At 61.1% G+C, this 18,847-nt stretch carries 20 protein-coding genes; 8 read left to right on the top strand and 12 right to left on the bottom strand.

Features of this window, described 5'->3' with window-relative positions:
• Positions 1-252 precede the first annotated feature (252 nt).
• A complete protein-coding gene (locus tag V1475_RS15235; protein ID WP_479413429.1) occupies positions 253-2,295 on the top strand; it encodes a TonB-dependent receptor domain-containing protein in 2,043 nt (680 codons plus the stop codon).
• A 58-nt stretch (positions 2,296-2,353) separates the two neighbouring features.
• Here the strand turns inward: V1475_RS15235 and V1475_RS15230 are convergent, their stop codons facing one another.
• Entirely contained in the window at positions 2,354-3,040 is a 687-nt protein-coding gene (locus V1475_RS15230; RefSeq protein ID WP_479413428.1) for a VIT1/CCC1 transporter family protein, read from the bottom strand.
• A 257-nt stretch (positions 3,041-3,297) separates the two neighbouring features.
• On the opposite strand from V1475_RS15230, the gene rplM reads away from it, so the two are divergent.
• The 7 genes from rplM to V1475_RS15195 all read left to right on the top strand — a co-directional run bounded on the left by rplM (position 3,298) and on the right by V1475_RS15195 (position 9,171).
• Positions 3,298-3,759, top strand: coding sequence for a 50S ribosomal protein L13 (gene rplM / locus V1475_RS15225; RefSeq protein ID WP_434286967.1), 462 nt, complete (start codon positions 3,298-3,300; stop codon positions 3,757-3,759).
• A gap of 5 nt (positions 3,760-3,764) precedes the next feature.
• On the top strand, positions 3,765-4,250 hold the full coding sequence (gene rpsI / locus V1475_RS15220; protein ID WP_434286968.1) for a 30S ribosomal protein S9: 486 nt from the start codon (positions 3,765-3,767) through the stop codon (positions 4,248-4,250).
• Positions 4,251-4,301: 51 nt separating this feature from the next.
• A complete protein-coding gene (locus V1475_RS15215; RefSeq protein ID WP_479413427.1) occupies positions 4,302-5,441 on the top strand; it encodes a GSCFA domain-containing protein in 1,140 nt (379 codons plus the stop codon).
• A gap of 10 nt (positions 5,442-5,451) precedes the next feature.
• Complete coding sequence (locus V1475_RS15210; RefSeq protein ID WP_479413426.1) at positions 5,452-6,264, top strand: hypothetical protein; 813 nt, start codon at positions 5,452-5,454, stop codon at positions 6,262-6,264.
• Positions 6,265-6,353: 89 nt separating this feature from the next.
• The gene (locus V1475_RS15205; RefSeq protein WP_479413425.1) at positions 6,354-7,259 is read left to right on the top strand and encodes an ABC transporter permease; all 906 of its coding nucleotides are present in this window, start codon (positions 6,354-6,356) and stop codon (positions 7,257-7,259) included.
• The gene (locus V1475_RS15200; protein ID WP_479413424.1) at positions 7,256-8,056 is read left to right on the top strand and encodes an ABC transporter permease; all 801 of its coding nucleotides are present in this window, start codon (positions 7,256-7,258) and stop codon (positions 8,054-8,056) included. The genes V1475_RS15205 and V1475_RS15200 overlap by 4 nt, the downstream gene beginning before the upstream one ends.
• Positions 8,056-9,171, top strand: a complete 1,116-nt coding sequence (locus V1475_RS15195) for an ABC transporter ATP-binding protein (protein ID WP_479413423.1) — start codon at positions 8,056-8,058, stop codon at positions 9,169-9,171. Before V1475_RS15200 ends, V1475_RS15195 begins: the two co-directional genes overlap by 1 nt.
• Here V1475_RS15195 and V1475_RS15190 read toward each other — a convergent pair whose 3' ends face one another.
• The 11 genes from V1475_RS15190 to V1475_RS15140 all read right to left on the bottom strand — a co-directional run bounded on the left by V1475_RS15190 (position 9,172) and on the right by V1475_RS15140 (position 18,751).
• Complete coding sequence (locus V1475_RS15190; RefSeq protein WP_479413422.1) at positions 9,172-9,963, bottom strand: alpha/beta hydrolase; 792 nt, start codon at positions 9,961-9,963, stop codon at positions 9,172-9,174.
• Between the two features lie 18 nt (positions 9,964-9,981).
• On the bottom strand, positions 9,982-10,599 hold the full coding sequence (locus V1475_RS15185) for a TetR/AcrR family transcriptional regulator (RefSeq protein WP_479413421.1): 618 nt from the start codon (positions 10,597-10,599) through the stop codon (positions 9,982-9,984).
• Between the two features lie 7 nt (positions 10,600-10,606).
• The gene (gene ppk2, locus V1475_RS15180) at positions 10,607-11,494 is read right to left on the bottom strand and encodes a polyphosphate kinase 2 (RefSeq protein ID WP_479413420.1); all 888 of its coding nucleotides are present in this window, start codon (positions 11,492-11,494) and stop codon (positions 10,607-10,609) included.
• A gap of 31 nt (positions 11,495-11,525) precedes the next feature.
• Positions 11,526-12,458 (bottom strand): alpha/beta fold hydrolase, encoded by a 933-nt coding sequence (locus V1475_RS15175; protein WP_479413419.1) that lies wholly within the window; start codon positions 12,456-12,458, stop codon positions 11,526-11,528.
• 1 nt (position 12,459) lies between these two features.
• The gene (locus V1475_RS15170) at positions 12,460-13,383 is read right to left on the bottom strand and encodes a homoserine O-succinyltransferase (protein ID WP_479413418.1); all 924 of its coding nucleotides are present in this window, start codon (positions 13,381-13,383) and stop codon (positions 12,460-12,462) included.
• Positions 13,384-13,411: 28 nt separating this feature from the next.
• A complete protein-coding gene (locus V1475_RS15165; RefSeq protein ID WP_479413417.1) occupies positions 13,412-14,284 on the bottom strand; it encodes an ATPase in 873 nt (290 codons plus the stop codon).
• Positions 14,285-14,352: 68 nt separating this feature from the next.
• Positions 14,353-15,270: a DMT family transporter gene (locus V1475_RS15160; RefSeq protein ID WP_479413416.1), complete on the bottom strand. Its 918-nt coding sequence runs from the start codon at positions 15,268-15,270 to the stop codon at positions 14,353-14,355.
• Between the two features lie 226 nt (positions 15,271-15,496).
• Positions 15,497-16,642, bottom strand: a complete 1,146-nt coding sequence (locus V1475_RS15155) for an OmpP1/FadL family transporter (RefSeq protein ID WP_479413415.1) — start codon at positions 16,640-16,642, stop codon at positions 15,497-15,499.
• A 168-nt stretch (positions 16,643-16,810) separates the two neighbouring features.
• Positions 16,811-17,704, bottom strand: coding sequence for a DMT family transporter (locus tag V1475_RS15150; protein WP_479413414.1), 894 nt, complete (start codon positions 17,702-17,704; stop codon positions 16,811-16,813).
• Positions 17,701-17,997: a putative quinol monooxygenase gene (locus V1475_RS15145; RefSeq protein WP_434286984.1), complete on the bottom strand. Its 297-nt coding sequence runs from the start codon at positions 17,995-17,997 to the stop codon at positions 17,701-17,703. The genes V1475_RS15150 and V1475_RS15145 overlap by 4 nt, the downstream gene beginning before the upstream one ends.
• Before the next feature lie 115 nt (positions 17,998-18,112).
• A complete protein-coding gene (locus V1475_RS15140) occupies positions 18,113-18,751 on the bottom strand; it encodes a sulfotransferase family 2 domain-containing protein (protein WP_479413413.1) in 639 nt (212 codons plus the stop codon).
• Positions 18,752-18,847 lie beyond the last annotated feature (96 nt).

The raw sequence follows: 18,847 nt of genomic DNA, 5'->3' as shown, positions 1-18,847 counted from the left end.
ACAAAGCTGAGAGAATCTGCGTTATTTGTACGCTTTCCGGCCTCCGGCTGTGCCTGATTTCGCGGCATTTTATGCCGTTACGTGACATAATTTTAAAGTTGACAGAAAAACTAAGAATTTATACATGGCGTTCTCATACGCTTTCCCGACACTCTGCTGTCGGTGCCAGGCAGCCCAAGGTCTCCGAACCCGGCCCCCGAGATCACGAAAGCCCAAGCTTCAACCGATCCGGAGTCATCAGAGGGGATTCTCATGACCGTATTTCTATGGCCCGAGCGGGCCCGTGCCCGGCTGCTGCTCAGTGCCGCGCTGGTTCTGCCTGGCCTGCCGTTGGCGGCGCAGGACACAACACAACTCGACCCCATCGTCGTCCAGACCGAAACCGACGTGGGGGGGACAGAGACCCTCTCCGGCGGCTCCGTCAGCACGATCGACGGCACGGCGCTGGTCGAAACCTATGGCGGCGATGTTGCGACCGCGGTGCGCAACACGCCCGGCGCCTTCACCCGTTCGCCATCGGACAGCCCGGCGGTCTCGGTGAACATTCGCGGCATGCAGGGCTTTGGCCGGGTCAACACCATGATCGACGGCATTCCGCAGACCTTCCGGAACATGTCGGGCCATGGCGGCTCCTATGACGATCAGGTCTATCTCGATCCCGGTTTGCTGGCCGAGGCGGATATTGCGAAAGGCGCGGTTTCCGGGGCGGCGGGTATGGGCGCACTGGCAGGGGCTGCGAATTTCCGCACCATCGGCATCGACGATCTGCTGGAGGAGGGGGAGACCTCCGGCGGTATGGTGCGGCTGAGCTTCGGTGACAACGGCAAGGATGCGGCAGCGACGTTTGCGGGCGCGATGCAAAGCGCCGACGGCGTGTTCGGTGGCATGGCGGCAGTGAGCGGTTATAACGACGGGCCCTATCAGGACGGCGATGGCACGGAGACCAGTGAGTATTACAAGGACGAGCCGCGTACGCTTCTGGCCAAGATGCGCTATCGTCCGTCGGCCGATCTCGAATTCAACCTGACCGCGCAGGATTACGACAACACGTTCTACCCGACCAGTTCCTCTGGCTACATCTGGGATGTGAAGCGTCAGAGCGTGGTGGCCGACATGTCCTATCATCCTGGCAATCCCCTGATTGATGTGGCGGCGAAACTCTACTGGCAGGAACTTGATTTCACCTTCCCGACCGGCGAAGGCAAAACCTCGGGCTCCTATCTCGGACGTGCGGGCACGGATGCGACCTTGGGTGGCGATCTTTCCAACACCAGCCGTCTGGCGCTGGCCAATGGCGAGCTGCTGCTGAATTACGGCATTGCCTATACGCAGAACGATTTCGACATCAACGAATACGGTGGGTCGAATTCGGACGGGAAGTTGGAGAAAGCCGGGGCTTTCCTGTCAGCCGCCTATGCCCTTGGCAAGTGGGATCTGGGCGCAGGCCTGCGCTATGATCACTACCGGCTTACCGGGCTGATCGACAGCGATGAGGTGACCCGCAGCGATGGCAAATGGAACCCGAACCTGTCGGCGCGCTATCATTTGAACAACGCCTGGTCGGTCTACGGCTCTTACGCCCAGACCATGCGGGCGCCGACGGTGACGGAAATGTTCTACGGCGGCGGTTCGCATGCGACGGCGGCCAACTCGATTTTGACCAACCCGGACCTTGAGGCTGAAAAGGCCGAGACCTTTGAGATCGGCGTGAACTTTGCGCGTGAGGGGCTCTGGGCCGAGGCGGTGCTGTTCCAGTCGGATATCGACGACTACATCGGCTATCAGCAGGATACGGACAGCAATGTGCGATATGTGAACATTGATGGCACAACGCACATGCGCGGATTGGAACTGTCGGGCGGTTTCGAAAACGATCGGTTCTTTGGCAGCCTCGCTTTCACGCTCTCGGACACGGATCAGCCGATTGCCACCTATGCGGGCTATGGTCAGGACCAATACGGCGAACTGCCGGATCAGTACCTGACCCTCGATCTCGGGATGAAACTTTTGGAGGGCGAGGCCCGGATCGGGACGCGGGTGCGCTATGTCGGGGAAAGCTCGATTGCGATCATGTCTTTCGTGACCGGCGAAGGGGCCGTGCAGCCGGTGGACGATTACACGGTGGTCGACCTTTACGCCTCCTGGGACGTCACGGACTCGTTGGAGCTTTACGCCAATATCGAGAACGTCGCCGACACCTATTACATCGACGCCTCGACCGGTTCGGTGGATTACGAAAACGACTTCGGTGGACGCGGGCGGACGATTCAGGTGGGGATGACCTACCGGTTCTGAGCCCTTCGCGGATGGAATATCAGGCGGGCCTGCTCCTTCGGGGGCAGGCCTTTTGGCGTCATCCCGCCACGATCACCCCGACCGCATAGGCGACCACGGCGCAGATGCCGCCGAGGAAGACCGTTTCCCCGATCGCGCGCCAGAGCCCGGCCCGCGTTGCCACATGACGCAACAGCCCCAGAAGCGTCAGCGCGAGCACGGTGGCGGCCACGGCGGCGGTAAACTGGTCGGGGCCGGGGAGGCCGAGGATATAGGGCAGGATCGGGATCACGCCGAAGCTCACGAAGGACAGGAAGGTGATCAGCGCCCGTGGCCAGAGCGCCCCCTGACCGGGGTCTTCCAGCCCCTCGACCTGCGACAGGGTGATCTCTGCCATCAGGCCGGGAGATTTGGCGGCCAGAGTTGCCATGGTGGTGGCGTCGAGCGTCGACAGCCCGTGGCCCTTGAGATGCCGGGTGAGCGCGCCGATCTGCGCCGAAGGATCGCGCGACAGCCGGGTTTGTCGCCGCCGGATCATGTCGCGCGCGGCGCGGGCCGAGAGGAATTCGCCCAGCCCCATCGAAGTCGCATCGGCGAACAGGTTGGCGAGGCCGAAGACCAGAACCGCCAGCGTGGCGAGCTCCCCGCCGCCCTCGGCATTGGCGCCCGCGTAACCTGCGACAATGGCGAAGGTGGTGACGATGCCGTCATTGCCGCCATAGACGATCTGTTTCAGGTGATCGGTGAGGTTTGGCCTGGCGAACATGCTGGGGTCCTTCTTGCGTGTATCGCATCCGGCTGGCTGCGATGGTCGGAGAGAGCTATAAAGCGCTCCATGACATCGCTCAAACCCGATCGTGGCCGGTTTTTGCGGGAAAAGTCGGAAAGCATTTGGGGTAAAATAATACCTATTTTTTAATGCATTGTTTTTAAATGTAAAATCATAATGATGGACGCTTGACGCAGGGCGCGAAATGCTTAGAACACGCTCAATCGAATTCCTATCCCATAAGGGCAAGAAACATGAAAACCTTTTCCGCTACTCCCGCGGACGTGGACAAGAAATGGATCCTGATCGACGCTGAAGGCGTTGTTCTGGGCCGTCTCGCTTCCATCGTCGCCATGCGCCTGCGTGGCAAACACAAAGCGACCTTCACCCCGTCCATGGACATGGGTGACAACGTCATCGTGATCAACGCCGACAAAATCCAACTGTCCGGCAAGAAACGCACCGACGAGCGCTTCTACTGGCACACCGGTCACCCGGGCGGCATCAAATCCCGCACCATCGGTCAGATCCTCGAAGGCGATCACCCCGAGCGCGTCGTGACCAAAGCCGTGCAGCGCATGCTGCCGGGCGGCAAACTGTCCCGCCAGCAAATGACCAACCTGCGCGTTTACGCCGGTTCCGAGCATCCGCATGAAGCTCAGCAGCCGGAAGTGCTGGACGTCAAGTCCATGAACAAGAAAAACACCCGGAGCTGAGACCGATGGCTGAAGAAATCAAATCCCTCGACGCGCTGAGCGCAGTCGCCGGTGGTGAGACCCTCGTCGTTGACGCCGCCCCCCGTGAACCCGTTCGTGACGAACTGGGCCGTTCCTACGCCACCGGCAAGCGTAAAGACGCTGTTGCCCGCGTCTGGATCAAGCCGGGTTCCGGCAAGGTCACCGTCAACGGCAAGGACATGTCCGTGTACTTCGCCCGTCCGGTGCTCCAGCTGATCGTGAAACAACCGGCCCAGATCGCCGGCGTCGAAGGTGAATTCGACGTGGTCGCCACCGTCAAAGGCGGCGGTCTTTCCGGTCAGGCCGGTGCTGTGAAACACGGCATCTCCAAAGCTCTGCAGCTCTACAACCCGGAACTGCGCGGCGCGCTGAAAGCCGCGGGCTTCCTGACCCGCGACTCGCGCGTTGTGGAACGGAAGAAATTCGGTAAGCGCAAAGCCCGCCGCTCCTTCCAGTTCTCCAAGCGTTAATCGCCGGACTGGTTCAGAAATTCAAAGGGTCGCCTTCGGGCGGCCTTTTTCATGTCGGAAGACGAAGCTGCGATCCCCTTGGCAACCCGTGCCCTGCGGTTCATAGTGGAGCAAATCCGTTCGATGCGAGCCGCTGGCAATTTGACCCATCCCTACGAAGATATCCATTCCCAGAGCTTCTGGCGCAGCGGTGTGGTCGAGACTGATCGCCAGATCTGGCCGGAGATTTATGTGCCGAAAGTCCGCATCACGCGCGATACGGCAGTGGCCACGGCGGGGAGCTGTTTTGCGCAGCATGTCGGCAATTATCTCAACCTTTCCGGCGTCAATGTGCTGGACGCAGAACCCCGGCCCAAGGGGATGAGCGCCGAGTTGGCGCGCCAATACGGCTTTGGCCTCTATTCGGCGCGTTATGGCAATGTTTACACCGCCCGGCAGATGCGCGAGTTGCTCGAAGATGCCATCGCCGGGCAGGTCTATACCCGACTGTTCCTGACCCGCGACGACCGTTGGTTCGACGCGTTGCGTCCTGGCGTGGAGCCCGAGGGATGCGAGAGCCGGGAAGAGGCGATCGAGCTCAGACGCGAGCATCTCATGAAGGTGGTATCCCTGGCGCAGATGGCCGATGTTTTCGTTTTTACGCTGGGGTTGACCGAAGGCTGGATACACACCGGGGTCAACCGCACCATGGCGATGGCCCCCGGCGTGATCGCGGGCAGCTACCGCAAGCGCCATGCGTTTCACAATTTCACCTATGATGAAATCATCGCCGATCTGGCCGAGATCCTGCGTCTGCTCAGGATGCTGAACAAGAACATCCGGCTCTTGTTGACCGTCTCGCCCGTGCCGCTGACCGCAACGGCCTCCGGTCAGCACGTTCTGGCGGCGACGACCTATTCGAAATCCGTGTTGCGCGCCGCCGCAGGTGATTTCGCGACCGCTCAGGAGGGGGTGGATTATTTTCCGTCTTACGAGTTGGTGACCGCATGGGCCAACACCACGCCCGCCTTTGCCGCAAACCTGCGCTCGGTCCGGCCGGAGACGGTGGAGCGGGTCATGGCGATCTTCCTCACCGCACAGGGGCTTCTGGAGCCCGTGGAGGCGGCGGAGGACGAGAGCATGTCCGACACCGAGGAGGTGGAGGAGGACGTGGTCTGTGAAGAGGCGCTTCTTGAGGCGCTTCGGAAATGAGGGGTGGACAGTGACCAAACGGCTCTGTGTGCTTGGAAATTCTCACATGGCGGCCTTCGCGACCACAGTGGAGAACGGTGCCGCGCGCTGGCCGGGGATGGTGCTTGATATGTTTGGGGCGCATGGCGATGCGCTGTCGCGGTTCGAGGTGCGGGACGGGCGGTTTCAGAGCGACGATGCGGAGGCGCGGGCGCGGCTCTCCCATCTGGTCGGGCGCGACGCCTTTGCGCTCACCGAGTATGACGGCTTTGTCGTCACCGGATTGCATGTCGCGGTCTTCACCTTTGTGCGGATGTTTCGTGAGCTGTCTTCGGTCGACATGCCGTCGGTGAAGGGAGCGTTAAGCGCCTTGGAGGACGGTCGGCCTTTGGCCTCGACCGCGATGCTCAGGGCCTATGGGACGGAGCGTCTGATGCGCACGGCGGGGATGAAGCTTGCCCTGATGCTGCGGGCGGCCTGTGACGCACCGGTTTTCATCGCCAGCCAGCCGCGGCCCTCCGGACGGGTGCGGGAGCGTGGCGGCACCTATCTCGGGTTCACCCAATTGGCGGCCCGTGGCGACGGCGACTTCGTGTCCGACTGGTTCGACCGGGAGACGGAGGCGCTTTGTGCGGCAGAGGGGCTGCACTTCATCGCTCAACCGGCGGAAACGGTGGAGGAGGGGCTGTTCACGACCGAGTCTTTTCTGCGCGGTTCGACGCGATTGGCCAAGCGCAAGGGATTGGCGCATGACGAGGACGATGTGCTGCATGCCAATGCAGAGTTTGCCCGTTTGATGGTCGATAAGGTGGCAGTTGCGATGAATTTACCCATTGCGGCGTGAGGCTTGCGGGTTGGCTCTTGCACATTTGATCAAAAGCCTCACAGGATCGGGAAAAGTGGTTCTCAAACGTGGGTCCAGGGGAAGAGGGCATGACATTGGGTGATAAGATGCGGCGGTTCTTCCGCTCGGACCAAGGGGGTGGCGTGATGCTGGTGTCACCGACCGCCTTGTATGCGCTTTTGCTTTTGGCCGTGCCGCTGGTGGCGATTGTCGTGATTTCGTTTTGGACCCAGACGGGCGTACGCGATTTCGACACCACGTTCACGCTCGCCAATTATAAAGAGGCCCTGACCGATCCGCTCTATCGCCAGCTCATGCTGCGCTCGCTGATGGTGTCGGGGCTGGTGACGACGATCACCGTGGTTCTGGCCTTCCCGATTGCCTATTTCGTGTCCTTCGGCGTCAAACCCGAGCATAAATCCCTGTGGATTTTCCTGATCACCATCCCGTTTTGGACCTCCTATCTGATCCGCGTGTTCCTGTGGAAAGTGATCCTTGGTTACAACGGTGTGCTGAACTCCGGGCTTCTGGCCGTGGGCGTGATCGAGGAGCCGATGAGTTTCATCCTCTACAACGTCAATGCCGTGGTGATCACACTGGCCCATGCCTATGCGCCCTTTGCGATCCTGCCGATCTTCGTGGCGCTCGAAAAGATCGACCGCTCGCTTCTGGAGGCCTCCCGCGATCTCGGTGAAAGTCGGACGATGACCTTTCTGCGGGTGACCCTGCCGCTGGCCGCGCCCGGTGTGGTCGCCGCTGTGCTCATCGTCTTTATCCCGACGATTGGCGACTATGTGACCCCGCGCCTTGTCGGCGGTCCGGGCGGTCTGATGATCGCCAACATGATCCAGACCCAGTTCCTGCGCCTCAACAACGCGCCGCTGGGGGCCACATTGGCCGTGCTCGCCATGCTCATCGTCGCGGTGATTGCCATCGCCTTCATGCTTTTGGGCAACAAGGCCGCGGGTGGTAATAAAGGGGGGCGCCGGAAATGAAATCGCTCAAAACCTACGCCATCCTCTATCTGATCTTCCTCTACGCGCCGATCTTTCTGCTGCCGCTCTTCGCGTTCAACAGCTCGACAGTCATCGCGTTTCCGCTCACGAGCTTTACGACCGAATGGTTCACCACGCTCCTGACGCTGACCGAAATGCATGGCGCGCTCCTCAACTCACTCAAGATCGCGCTGACCTCGGCCGTGCTCGCCACGATCCTCGGGATTTTCGCGGCCATGGCGGCGACGCGTTATACCTTTCCGGGGCAAAAGGGCATCATGGGCTTTATCATGCTGCCTCTGGTGCTGCCGGAGATCATTGTCGCGGTGTCGCTTCTGATCGTGATCCTGCGCATGGGGTTCAACACCGGGGCCTGGTCGGTGATCGCGGGCCATACGCTGATCTGTACGCCCTTTGCCATCGCCATTCTGCAATCGGCCTTCGCCTCGCTCGATCCCTCGCTCGAAGAGGCGGCCTACGATCTGGGCGAGACGCCCGCGTCCACCTTCCGTCTGGTGACCCTGCCGCTCGTCATGCCGGGGATCATCTCCGCGCTTCTGATTTCCTTTACCATCTCGATGGACGAGTTCATCATCGCCTTCTTCCTCACAGGCTCCGAGCCGACGCTGCCGGTCTATCTGTTCTCGATGATGCGATTCCCGAAACTTCTTCCGGCGGTCATGGCGCTGGGTACGATCCTCGTCGTGCTCTCCGTACTGCTCATCGTGATCGCCGAATTCTTCCGCCGCCGTGGCGCCAAACGCGCAGGCCTTAAAGACACCGGGGGCTTCCTCTAATGACCATCAAGAAAAAACCGACAGGCCCCGCGCTGATCACGCTTCAGAACGTGGAAAAGCACTACGGCGACTACCATGCGCTCCGGGGCATCAACCTTGAGATCGGCACGGGCGAGTTCTTTTCGCTTCTTGGGCCCTCGGGCTGTGGCAAGACCACGCTTCTGCGCACCATCGCGGGCTTTGAGGATTACGACAGCGGCTATGTGATGATCTCCGGCAAGGATATGCGCGGGGTTCCGGCCAACAAGCGGCCCACGAATATGGTGTTCCAGTCCTACGCGATCTTCCCGCACCTGACCGTGTTGCAGAACGTTGCCTTCGGCCTGCGCAAATCGCCGATGTCGAAGGCGGAGAAAACCAAGGCCGCCGAGGAGGCTTTGGAGATGGTCGGCCTCAAGGGCTACGGCCATCGTGCCGCCCATGCTTTGTCGGGTGGTCAACGGCAACGGGTCGCTCTGGCCCGCGCGCTTGTGCTGAAACCCAAGGTTCTGCTTCTCGACGAACCGCTCTCCGCGCTCGACCGCAAGATGCGCGAACAGATGCAGGTGGAGCTGATCAAGCTGCAACGCGAGGTGGGTATCACCTTCATCCTCGTGACCCACGATCAGGAAGAGGCGCTCGTGATGTCTGATCGGATCGCCGTCATGTTCGAGGGCGAAATCGTGCAATGCGACGACCCGGAGGTGCTCTATCGCCGCCCGAAGTCGAAACGCGTGGCGGATTTCATCGGGGTGATGAACTTCCTGCCGGCCACGGTGTGCGAAGAGGACGGCAAATACATCGCCTCCGTCGCGGGCCTCGGCGAGGCGGAAATCACCGCGGATCAATGCCCCGCAGGCGTGCCTCTGGGGGAGGCCACGGTCGGTTTCCGCCCGGAAACCCTGACCATCCTCTACGACGGCCAAAGCGCCACCCACCGCGAATCCCCCGCCAAGGTCGAAGAGGTCGTCTATTACGGCGATATGACCTATTACGACGCGGGCTTCGAGGGTGTCGAAAAACCGGTGCGTATCTCCATGCGCAACATTTTCGGCCGCGACGTCTTGGATGTCGGGACCTCTGCGCGGGTCAGCTGGTCTCCGGGCGCATTGGTGGTGTTCGGCGCGGATCAGTAATTACCGCCGCAACACCTTGGTCACAAAGCCGGTCACCGCGCGTTCCAGATCGAGGATCTTGCCCGTGCCGAGTGTGCGGTTTACTTCGGCGTGGCGATAGGCGGATCCGTCGAACAGGCTGGCATCCGCGCCTCTGGACCGCGCCACGGTGACGAAATTCGACATCGACAGACCGTGACCCCGCGCCCTCGACCAGATCGCCAGAATAGGCGGCAGGGTCTTGGCGAGGTTGTAGGCGGGGGAAAGCGCCCCCCATTGCGCGCGGTCCTTGAAGGCGCTCGCAGTCCCGAAGGGCAGGTGGCCTTCATTGACACGCGCCAGTGTGATCAGATCGACCGCACCGCTGTCGTTGACGATGACGCCTGCCGGGCGCGGTTCCCATCCGGTGAGCGTGGCCATGGCGGCGAGATGCGCCCCCGCCGAATGGCCCATGACAATCGTGCGCTCGGCCGGTGCGATATGGGCGAATGACCAGTCGATCGCCTGCCGCACTGCCCTGATCTGACCGGTCACCGGGGTTTTCGGCAGCATCGGATAGTCGATGGAAATGAAATCGAGGTTCATCGCGTTCAACCATGCCGGTTTGGCGTCTACCGCCTTGCGCGATCCGGCCCGCCACGCCCCGCCATGGATGTAAATCACCGCCCCGCGCGGCGCAGGGGCGCGGTAAATGTCGAGCAAATCCACACCGTATTCCCGGGTCTCAGCCTTGTCCCCGGCCCAAAGCAGGGACGGGCAGGCAAGCGATAGCGCACCGCCCGCAATCACGGTTCTGCGTGTAAAACCAGACATGTGCCTCCTGTTCGGGGCCTATGTGTCCTGTGGAATGAGGCCCAATCCGCGCAAGTATATCCCGATTCCGGTTTCCAAAAGGTCTTCGGGCGGGAAGGGCACGCGCGCGCCGGGCGTGCCGCGCGCGAAAAGCTCGACCACCCCATGCGCCATGGCCCAGACATGCGCCGCAAACATCTGCGGCGGCGGGCGTTTGCCTTCGGGGATTTGCTGCGCAAGCTGATCGGCGGCGCGCTCCAATACCCCGAGCGCGCGGTTCGCGACCGCGTAAAGTTCGGGCGTGCGCTGCATGGAAATGCCGCTCTCAAACATCGCAATGTAATGGCCGGGGTATCGGCGGGCAAAGGCCAGATAGGCGCGACCCACCGCCTCAAAGGACGCAAGCGCGGAGGGCTGGCCGGTGTCGTAGGCGTAGTTGAGCAGATTGGCGAAGACCTCGAAGCCCTGAAGCGCGATCTCGGCAATCAGATCCTCACGGCCCTCGAAATGGCGATAGACCGCCGCCGGCGTCACGCCCGCGGTTTTCGCCGCCTCCGAGAGGGTAAACCCGGTCGGGCCCTTCTCCTCGATCAGCTGCAACGCCGCCTTGATGAGGGCCTGTTTCAGGTTGCCGTGATGATAGCCGCGTTTGCTCATAGGGCGTTCATTCGTCCTCATCGCCGGTGATCAGGATTTTTGGCCCATCGACGATCTTCGGGTCGATCTCGCCGAGGTTTTTCGCGCTTTTGCCCTTGTAGTCGATCTTGGTGAGCACGGCGCGGATCGCATTCAACCGGGCGCGGTATTTGTCGTCCGAGCGGATCACCGTCCAGGGCGTGGCCTCTGTGTGGCTGCGCTCCATGGTCTCGGAAATCGCTTTTGTGTACTCATCCCAGCGTTTCAGCCCCTCGACGTCTATCGAGGACAGTTTCCATTGCTTCAACGGATCGCTTTCGCGGGCCAGAAAGCGCCGGAGCTGCTCGGCGCGCCCGACATTGAGCCAGATTTTGAACAGCTGAATGCCCTCGGAGACCAGCATCTCCTCGAACTCCGGCAGTTGGTGGAAAAACTTCTCGCGCTGCGCGTCGGTGCAAAAGCCGAAAACCTTTTCGACCACGGCGCGGTTGTACCATGAGCGGTCGAACAACACGATCTCTCCCGCCGTCGGCAGGTGGTCGATATAGCGCTGGAAATACCATTGCCCGGCCTCGCGTTCGGTCGGTTTCGACAGGGCCACGATCCGTGCCGAGCGCGGGTTCAAATTCTCACGGAACCGTTTGATCGTGCCGCCTTTGCCCGCCGCATCGCGGCCCTCGAACACCACGACAATGCGTTTGCCGGTCTCGCGCACATCGGCGAGCATCTTGACCAGTTCAAGCTGAAGCGCCTCGATCTCCGCTTCGTACTCGGCCTTTTTCATCCATGTCTCATAGGGAAAGGAGGGCGACAGGATTTCCTTTTTGCCACCGTCCTCAACTGCTTTGCGAATGGATTTCGGGGCGTCTTTTTCGAAATAGCGGGAGATCGCGCCGTCGAAAGGAAGATCGGTCATGTGCAGGCCCTATGTGTTAATCACCTTAACACTATGAGGTTTTTCCGTCCGGGTTGCAACGCCGGGCAGCGCGCTTGACGGCCTCAAAGACCGCCTCTGTCGCAACGTGATGCGGCATATGGCCGATGCCGTCGAGCCGGGTGAGGCGGTTCGAGGGCACCCGCGCCTCTAACGCCAAGGCATGGATGCTGTCGGGGACGATCACATCCGCCGTGCCGTGCAAGCTTTCGATCGGCAGGGTGAGCGCATCGTAACGCGGCACCATGGCCCTGATTTCGTCCCGAAGTGCGATGCGTTGGCGGGCGTTCATGCGGTGGCGGGGCGGGTGGATCGACTTGCGCGGCTGGAAATGATCGGCATAGCCTTCGGGGACGGCATCGGGGGCGAAGACCTCTGCCAGACGGTTTTCGACGATGAATTCCGGCACGGTGAGCGCAATCAGCTCCGCCGCCCACCATCCGAGAACCGGGGCCGCGAGTGTGCGGTGCAACAGAGGATGGCCGGTTTCCCAGTCATGCGAGGGCGAGGAGACCAGCACCAGCGCCGCAAGTGTTTCGGGCGCATCGAGTGCCCACCGCAGCGCCACCGCGCCGCCATAGGACTGGCCCAAAACGATGGGCGCGCGCGGGTCGACGATGGCCATGACTTCGCGCAGCACGCGGGCCTGTGCGGCAAGGCTTTCGTCCTGCATCCGGGGGCTGTGGCCATAGCCGGGGCGGTCGAGGGCGTAGACACGGAAGTCTTGCGCCAGTGCCGGGGCGAGGGCGAAGCTCATGTCATAGGTCGACCCGGAGGCGCCATGGATCAGCACCACAGCGGGCGCATCCGGTGCGCCGAAGCTTTCGACATGGATCTCTGCGCCCGACGGCGTTGCGATCAGATCGCCCTTGCGCCGGGTTTTGAGCGCCCGCATCGGCCCGCGCCGCAGCGGCATTTCGAGCGGAGCGGGCGCGCGGCTGCGCATGTCAGAGCCCGATCTCTTCCAGTTTGTAGGGCGTGTCCTGATAGATCGCGTTGATCCAGTTGCCGTAGAGAAGATGCGCGTGCGAGCGCCAGCGGTTCATCGGGCGCAGCGAGGGATTGTCGTTCGGGAAATAGTGCTGCGGCAGGATGATCTCTTTGCCCGCATCTACATCCCTTTGATATTCCTCGTACAATGTGCCCGTGTCATATTCGAAATGGTTGAAGATATAGAGCGCGCGATGCTCCGGATCCTGCACGAGGCAAGGCCCCGTTTCGTCCGATCCCAAAAGCGGGATCAGCCCCGGCACGGCGTCGATCTCGGATTGGCGCATCTCGGTCCAGCGGCTGACCGGGATGTAGCACAGGTCCGAGAAGCCGCGCAGATAGGGCGAGTTCGGGGCAAGGTTTTCCTGTTGGAACAGACCGAAAGCCTTGTGATCCAGAATGTGTTTTTGCACGCCGTGGAAATAGTTGATCATCGCCATACCGCCCCAGCAAACGCCGAAGGTGGAGAACACATGGCTTTGGGTCCACTCGAACACCTCTTTGAGCTCGTCCCAATAGGTGACCTCCTCAAAGGGCAGATGCTCGATCGGTGCGCCGGTGATGATCAGCCCGTCGAACTTCTCGCCGGAGGCTTTGACCTCGGAGAAGGGGCGGTAGAATTGCTCCATATGCTCGGCGGCGGTGTTTTTCGTCTGATGCTCGCTCATGCGGATCAGGTGGAAATCGATCTGCAAGGGCGTTGCGCCGATCAGACGGGCAAACTGGTTCTCCGTCTGAATTTTCTTCGGCATGAGGTTCAAAAGTGCGATCTTGAGCGGCCGGATTTCCTGCGTCGCGGCCCGGCCTTCGCCCATGACCATGACGCCCTCGGCAGAGAGAACATCATAGGCGGGAAGGTTTTCGGGCAGCGTAATGGGCATGATCAGGTTCCTTTGAAGTGAAGGAGATTTAAGGCTGTTGGGCGCGTTTATCAAGCGCAGCGGCGATCAGGGCCGAGAAGTCCTCGGGTCCTTTGATCTGTTTGATCTCTTCGTAATCGAGCGTGATGCCCCAATTGTCGGCCATCGCGGCATAGCGCGGCTGGCGGTGGGCCAGTGCGCGGGCATAGGTGTAGCGGATGAAATCGTCCGGGTTGACCTCGTCTTCCTGGACGCCCTTGGTGGCGAGATATTCCTCCCAGATCGCGGCCAGAAACTCCGGCTGATAGGCCATCGGTTTCGGCGCCTTGTCGAAGCGGCGGATCAACTCTTCGGTATGGGCCTCGGAGCCTTTGATCCAGACCAGAAGTGCCTCGCCCGAGAGCGCTTTGAGGATCGGATCGTCAGGGTTCTCGGGGTCGACCCATTCACAGATCGAACCGCCGGTGTCGCAGACGAAATGCGGATAGCCGTACAGTGCCTGCGCCCGGTCGATGAAATGGCCGGTGTCGAGAAGGGCGGCTTCTTCGGCGCGGCGGAACAGGGTCTGGCGGCGCTGAAACTCGGCTATCGGGATGCCGCCCAAGGCCTCGGAGCCGGGTTTGCCGAGGAAATAGGACACGGGCGCGAGGTTGTCGAAGGTCAGGTTGGCCTTGATGTAGATGCTGTCGGAGAGGAATTGTTCGCGCAGGAACGGTTCGCGCATCGCAACCTTTTTCAGATTGTCGTCAATGGCTTCGCCCAGGTAACGCGTGCCGATGCGGTAGTCGATCGAGTAGTGATACCACTCTCCCGTGCTGCGCAGCATGTTGGAAATCACGGTCTTGCCGAGCCCCGACATGCCAAAGAGGATGAGCCGCTTGCGCGTGCACTCTTGCCAATCCGCACCTGTTTCGTATGTCATCCGTCTGTTCCTGTCGGGCCCTGTTGGTCGGGTTCGGTGGTGCCACGGCGCGCGCCCGCTCGCAAGGGTTAAGCGCGCTTGCGCCCCCGCAACCGGGTCAAAATCCGCCCGTCGATCACCAGAAGACCAAGCGCGATCAGCCCGAAACCGACATAGGCCTGTGGTGGCAGGCTCTCGCCCAACACGAGCGCACCGAGGGCGATGGAAACGGGGGCGACGATCAGCGTGGTGAGCGAGGTGTTGCCCGCACCGGCCACGGCGATCACTTTGTAATATATGATATAAGTGAGGCTGGTAGACATCACCGACAGATACAGAAGCGCCCCCCAGGTCTCGGGCCTGAGCGTCACGGACGGGGCGCCCGCAACGAGAAAGGCGACCGGAAGGGCGATGAGGGCCGCGCCGGTGAGCATGCCGGCGGCGGCGGTTTCGGGGCGGAGGTCGGAGAGGAGGATGCGGCCGATGGAGTTTGAGAACCCGTAGGACATGGTGGCGGCGATCATGGCGATCTGGCCCAGAGAGGTGAGATCGAAGGACCTGAGCGCCTCCGGGCCGATGATCGTGGTGATGCCCAACACGCCGAGCAAAACGCCTGCGCCCTTGCGCCAGCCGAGTTTCTCATCGGCAAAAATCAGCGCCGCAAAGAGCACGCCGAAGATCGCGGTAGAGGCGTTGAGAATGCCCGCAAGGCCGGAGGGAATGTGCCGCTGCGCCCATGTGATCAGCAGGAAGGGGATCGCGGAGGTCAAGGCGCCGACAAGGCTAAACCGCCATAAATACCGGGAAATTTTCGGCACGGGCAGGCCCTTGATCAGGATGTAGCCCCAGAGCACGACGGCGGCGATGGAGACCCGGCCCGCGACGACCCAGTAGATCGGCAGCTCGCGGATCAGGATCGCGACGGCGAGAAAGGAACAGCCCCAGAGAAAGCCCATGGTGAACAGCCCGACCCAGGCTGCGGGGGTGATGATCTTTTGTGGGGCCATGATTTTTCCTCGTGCGTTTGCCGCAAAATCGCTTGCACGGGGGCCGGAGGCAAACCGGAATTTGTGCAAACGCCGATCACGGTTTTCGCTCGGAGGGGACCGCAAACGGGCTCAAAACCGCTGTCGGCAAAGCGTCGGACTTGTGTCGGACTTTTGTCGGGCAAGGACCGCCATGAAAAAGGCCCCGCGGGATCGCAGGGCCTTTCGATGGATTGATGAGGTCGGATCAGAAATGATGCGACAGCTTGAGGCCGAAGCCGATGGCGGAGTTGTCTTCGAACTCGCCGCCGAGCGAGGTGGTGGTGTCGCCGATCCAAGCATAGCTGACACCGCCGGAAATCGCGGTCTGATCGGTGATCTGATATTTCAGACCGGCCGCGACGGATTTGTAACCGTCGGTCGGCGACAGGTTGCCGGAGATCCCGCCATAGGCCTTTTCATAGCCGATGGAGAACGAGCCGGAGAGCTTGTCGTTGAAACGACGGCCAAGGCCGAGGCTGTAGGAGATCGTGTCGTCGGAGTGATCGACGAGATTGTCGTTAATGATTGCTTCGTAAGCGGTCGGGGTGATGGTCGTGGTGGTCCATTCTGCCCAGCGGGCCGAGAACATCAGAAGCGTATCGGCGGCGATCCCGGTCTGGAAGTCGAAGTTCACCGATTTCGGCATCGTTACGTCCATCGAACTGTCGAGCGTTCCGGTCGGATTGCTCTGATCTGCGATAGCGACCGACACTTCATGCGTGTCGAAGCTGATGTCGATCTCGGAGTTGAAGGTCAGGCTGGCGCGCAGCGCGATGTCCGGGATTTCATAGGCGGCACCGACGAGATAGCCCCAGTCGTTTTCGGTCGAGGTTTCCATCGCATAGGGGAATGTGCTGCCCGGTGAGTTTGGAACCGGAATGTTCAAATAGACATTACCTTCGGAGCTCAGGTTGCGCACACCACCATAGACCGAGAAACGATCATCGAATTTGTAGCGCAAAATGGCCGTCACAGCGGTGGTGTCCACCGAGGCGTTGGACCCGGCAATCGGATAGCTCGTGTTGCCACCATAAGACACATCCGCGCCATAGGGTTGGTCGATGATCAGTGCAAAGGACAGTTTGTCGCTGAGGTCGCGTTTGTAGGCGCCACCCACCATGTTGAAAGACGGGGTCACATCGCCCGCGTCGAGCTCATAACCGGGCATGACAGGATAGGCCCCGGAAACATCCGGGCTGACCGAGCCAAAGCTGAATTCCACATAGCTGCCGGTCTCAAACAGCGGTGCGATGGATTGACGGGACCTATCCATGCCGCCTGCATGTGCCCCGGATGCGGCGCCGATGGCCGCGACGGCCACGGAGGCCGCAAGAAGTGTCGTGTTTTTCATTGATCTCCATCCCTGACGGGCACTGAGGCCCGTTCCTTAGATCTTTTTAAAGTGTCGTGGTGAGCGACTTTCCGCTCTTATTGTCCACTCAGCCTAAGCTGCGACAAGATTTCAAGCAATTCTGACGCCGCGTCATGGTTGCAAGCGACCGAGCATGGCTTTTCTGCATCAGGCGGGAGGGCTGAGGCGGGACACTCGGCGGTTTTCGGACAAGATATTGATGTAATTGGCGGAAAAAATAATCGCTGCGCCGAGGAAAACCCAGATGTCGATGTTCTCATTGTAGAAGGCCATCCCGATCACGGCGATGATCGGCAGGCGCAGAAAGTCGATGGGGGTGACGATGGAGGCGGGGGCCAGCGACAGGGCAGTGGTGAGGCAGAAATGCGCGCCGAGCCCGGAGACGGCGACGACCATCACCCAAGGCACATCCTGAAGACGCGGCAGGGCAATGTCGGCGTCTGCGAGGGCGCAGACCAGACCGAAAACGAGTTGCAGCGTGACCATCCAGAACATGATCGACAGGATGGTGACATGGGCGGTGAGCGTCAGGCGTTTGGTGAACAGTGCGGAGGCGGCAAAGCCGAAGGCGCAAAGCATGGCGGCGACGAGGCCGATGGACAGCGCGCCGCCGAAGGGGCGGGCGACGATCAGAATGCCGATGAAGCCCATGGCGGAGGTCAGCGCCCGTGTCGGCGTCATTTTCTCGCCGAGAAAGATCGTGGCACCCAGACCCACGAGGATCGGGTAGGAGAATTCCAGCGCGAAAAGCTGGGCCATGGGGATGAGGGTCAGGGCGAAGAGCCAGAGGTTCTGACCGGCGAAATGGCCGAGGTTGCGCCCGATATGGAGCGGCATGGCTTTGGGGCGGAATTCGCGGAGACGGCGTTGCGGAATGGCGATGGCGAGCACGATGATGAGGCCCACGAGCGAGCGGTAGCCGAGGATTTCGAACGTATCGAGATGACCGGCGAGTTTGCGCCCGGCGACGGCCATGGCGGAGAAACCCGCGAGAGCGCCGCTCATCCAGAGCGCGGCCTTGAGGGGGTGACTTTCGCTCATGCGGGGGACTTTCGGAAATCGCGCTGCATGTGATGGGTGACACGTCCCCAGTCGGAGCTTTGGGTGCGCTCCTGATGGGCCTCGAAGGCGCGGGCGTCGCGGAAGACTTCGGTGACGTGAAACTCGGTGGGACGGACCTCGTCCTGCCAGAGATCGAACTGGAGACAGCCGGGTTCGGCGCGCGACAGGCGGATGTGGTCTGGCATGAGGGCCAGAACATGGTCGACCTCATGGGCGGCGCAGGTCATGGTGCCTGTCAACAGGATCTTGCTCACCGGATGTTTCTCCTCCATCGGTTTGCCCCTCTTAGCGAGGGGGCGGGGCGCTTGGCAAAAGAAAAGGCGCTCTCGCGGGAGGAGAACGCCTTTGCAATTTTGTGGGGGGGGCGGCGAAGCTATGGCGTTTTATTTACAGGTCGGAAAATGTTTCGGCGCGGTCGTAGCCGAAATAGGTGACGTCGACGTCGTAGATGTCGCCGATCAGCTCGATGGTCTCAGGGTCGTAATAGCTTTGGAAAGCCCGTTTGGTATGGCTGGCGGTCGCGGTATCGTGTTCGAGCGCCACGGGCAGGTTCAGGTCCTGCATGAAGGCGTTGAAATCCTCGGTGATGGTTTCGAAACGGAGCAGCCGGTCGATCAGCAGCTTGCCGTCCGCATCGCAGATGAACCGGTGTTGCGGGATATTATGGCCGATTTCGAGGGTGCGCAGCGTCTTGTTGGCCGCGATCCGTTCCGGCAGGGTGAAGGCCCAGTCGCGAAAGGAGCAGGCCTCGCCATAGCGCAGATACCAGTTGTATTCGGAAACGGCTTTCGACCAGGGGTTCCGCACCACGGCGAATTTGGTGCAGCGGGTCCAGAGCGCCTCGTCGGCGAGGCGGTTTTTAAGCTCGGGCGCGGTGAGATGTTGCAGCACGGTGCGTTTGTTGATCGCGCCCCAGAGCGTCTCGTCGGGTTTGCCGCCATACATGCCCAGGGCTTTTTCGATCGACTCGCCGGCATTCTTGGGAATGTGAACGAAGATCAGGTTCTTGTCGCGGGCGATGGGCATGGGCAGGTCTTATGGGAGAGGCGAGAGTGGGTCAGTTCGCGCGGGCGGTTGCCCGATGAAAACTGACCCGTGTCGCTCTGGCAAGGGGAGAACGGG

The sequence above is a fragment of the Celeribacter sp. SCSIO 80838 genome, assembly GCF_056498065.1.
Note: the sequence above shows the minus strand (reverse complement) of the source record. Positions and strands in the feature narration are given on the sequence as shown.